The organism is Gordonia otitidis NBRC 100426, from assembly GCF_000248075.1.
Taxonomy (GTDB): Bacteria; Actinomycetota; Actinomycetes; order Mycobacteriales; family Mycobacteriaceae; genus Gordonia; species Gordonia otitidis.
Genome location: NZ_BAFB01000253.1, coordinates 1 through 2807 on the forward strand (window position 1 = coordinate 1; position 2807 = coordinate 2807).

Sequence of the window (2807 nt, forward strand, 5' to 3'; positions counted from 1 at the left end):
GCCCCGCGGGGGCAGCGTCGCCGACGAGATCGAGAGTGCGATGCGCGAGGCCGGGGTGCGACCACCGGTGGCGGTGCTTGCCGAGCATCGCGAGGAACGACTTCCGATGGTCCTGGCCGGCGTCGGCGCAACGCTCCTCGAACGTCGGGTCGCCGAATCGATCGCCGACCGTGCAACCGTCCGCCCGGTCCGCCCGCGCTTCGTCCGCTCACTCGTCCTGATGTACGACCCGACAGCGTTGTCGGCTGCGGCGCAGGCCTTTCTGGCGATCGCCCAACGTGTCGCGCCGACACCCTGACGGCCCAGGGGTCAGTGCACCCGTTCGAACACGGCGGCCAAGCCCTGCCCACCGCCGATGCACATCGTCTCGAGACCGTACCGGGCGTCGCGTCGGACGAGTTCGCGTGCAAGGGACGCGAGCATTCTCCCGCCGGTCGCTCCGACGGGGTGCCCGAGCGAGATTCCCGAACCATGGATGTTGGTTCGCGCGAAATCGGCGCTGTCGGTGGAGAATCGACCGAAACCCCATTCGCGTGTCACCGCGAGCGCCTGGGCGGCGAATGCCTCGTTCAGTTCGATGACGTCGATGTCGGACAGTGTGATCCCGGCCTTGTCGAGAGCACGGGCGGTCGCGGGCACCGGTCCGATCCCCATGGTCTCCGGCGGCACTCCGGCCGATCCCCACGACACCAGACGAACCAATGGCTGCAGGCCGTACCGTTCCGCGACGTCGGAGCTGGTGACCACACACATCGACGCGGCGTCGTTCTGTCCGCTGGCGTTTCCGGCGGTAACGGTCGCGTCCGGGTCGCCTGCCGACATGATGGGAGTGAGGGCCGCGAGGGACTCCATCGAGATGTCGGGGCGGGGATGCTCGTCGGTGTCGACGAGAGTCTCGGATCTTCTGGTGCGCACCGTCACCGGGATGATCTCCTCGGCGAGGACACCATCTTTCTGCGCGCGCACGGCACGAAGGTGTGATTCGACGGCCAACTCGTCCTGCTCCTCGCGGGAGATGCCGTACTGCTTGCGCAGGTTCTCCGCGGTCTCGATCATGCCGCCGGGTATGGGATGACCACGTCCACCTGCTGTCGACCGGGCACGAACAAGGCTGTCGTGCACAGTGATTCCCGTGCGATCACCTCCCCAGCGCATGTCCACCGAGTAGAACGACGCATTGCTCATCGACTCGGTGCCGCCCGCGATGACCAGATCGTTGTCGCCACTGCCCACCTGGTAGGCGGCCTGGATGACCGCCTGCAGACCGGAACCGCAACGGCGGTCGACGTGCATGCCCGGCACCGTCGTCGGCAGGCCTGCGTCCAGTGCCACCACCCGTCCGATGGCCGGTGCTTCGCTGTTGCCGTTGCAGTGGCCGAGGATGACGTCGTCGACCGCATCGTGCGGCAGGCCGGTGCGTTCGAGCAGTCCGGTCAGAGCAGCGACGCCGAGGTCGACCGCGGTCACCGAGCGGAACATCCCACCGTAACGACCGATCGGCGTGCGCACGGGTTCGCAGATGACGATGTCACGCATGACGAGCGGGCTCCTTCGATGTCGAGACCAGTTCACGAAGTGCGACCTTCTGGATCTTGCCCGCCGCTGACGTCGGCAGTGCGTCGACGGTGAAGACGTCACGGATCTTCTTGTACGGCAGCACCTTCTCGGCAACGTACGTCATCACGCTCTGCGCATCGATGTCGTGGCCTTCTTCAGCGACCACGAAGGCGACCGGTTCCTGTCCGACAACGCCCGCATCGCGCGCCACGACGGCTGCCGACGCGATGTCCGGATGGGTGACGAGAATCTCTTCGAGTTCGCGCGGGTACACGTTGTACCCCTTGTAGATCAGCATGTCCTTGGCGCGGTCTGCGATGTAGACGTATCCGTCGTCGTCACGGAATGCGATGTCACCGGTGTCGAGCCACCCGTCGACGTATTGTTCCGCGGTGATCTCCGGATGGTGGAGATAGCCCGCGGTCACCTGCGGCCCCCGCACCCAGAGACCTCCCCGTTCTCCGGCGGGTAGGGGCGTCGTGCGATCTGCCAGCGAGCGGATCTGCACCTCGGTGTCGAAGGTGGGCAAACCGACACTGCCGAGCCGGTATTCGCCCCTACCCTGCCCGACGTCGGCCAGCGGCGCGGACGTGACGAGGCATGTCGCCTCGGTGAGTCCGTAGCCCTCGACCACCGAGCACGACGGGAACGCCGCCGCGAGCCTGTCGAGGGTGACGCGGTCCATGGGCGCAGCTCCGGACGAGACCACCCGTACCGAGGCCAGGTCCCTGGTCGCGACGTCGGGGTGGCCGACGATCGCCGACCACATCGTCGGACTGCCGGTCACATACGTCGCCCGATACCGCTCGATGAGTTCGAGCATGCGGCCGGGATCGAACCTGACACCATGTCGACCTCCGGCGAGGACCTGGGTGGCACCGCACATCAGCAGGAAGGACATGTTGATCAGCGCGTGCGCGTGGAAGAGAGGCGACACGACGATCGTCGCCGCATCACCCGGCTGCACACCGCGGCTACCGCCGTCACGCGGCTCGAGATGCAGTGTGCCCGTGGCGTCGTCGACGACCGAATGTCCCGCGCGCCAACCGATCATCTGGGTGACGTTTGCGATCACGTTGCGGTGCAACACCTGCACCCCTTTGGAGACGCCGGTGGTGCCGCCGGTGAAGGCGAGATGCGCGACGTCGTCGGAACTGATCGTCAGGGCGGTCGGTTCGGTTGTCGCGTGGTCGGTCTCGATCTCGTCCAGGGTCGTGTGCTCGTCGGGCGAGCCGTCGACGACGATCGTG

The 2807-nt window shown here is 66.8% G+C and carries 3 protein-coding genes; 1 reads left to right on the forward strand and 2 read right to left on the reverse strand.

Annotated elements, in window-relative coordinates; all coding sequences use genetic code 11:
* Positions 1 to 298 (forward strand): LysR substrate-binding domain-containing protein (locus tag GOOTI_RS23810; protein WP_007241160.1); only part of this gene is annotated, 298 nt, incomplete at its 5' end.
* An 11-nt stretch (positions 299 to 309) separates the two neighbouring features.
* Here GOOTI_RS23810 and GOOTI_RS23815 read toward each other — a convergent pair.
* Positions 310 to 1536 carry an acetyl-CoA C-acetyltransferase gene (locus tag GOOTI_RS23815; RefSeq protein WP_007241161.1) on the reverse strand — a complete coding sequence of 409 codons (1227 nt, stop codon included), beginning with the start codon at positions 1534 to 1536 and terminating at the stop codon, positions 310 to 312.
* On the reverse strand, positions 1529 to 2807 hold a 1279-nt coding region (locus GOOTI_RS23820; protein ID WP_007241162.1), incomplete at its 5' end, for a class I adenylate-forming enzyme family protein. The genes GOOTI_RS23815 and GOOTI_RS23820, both read right to left, overlap by 8 nt.

Bases quoted from the DNA above. Each gene is read 5' to 3' on its own strand.
- GOOTI_RS23815 (WP_007241161.1), bottom strand. From the start codon at position 1,536: ATGCGTGACATCGTCATCTGCGAACCCGTGCGCACGCCGATCGGTCGT.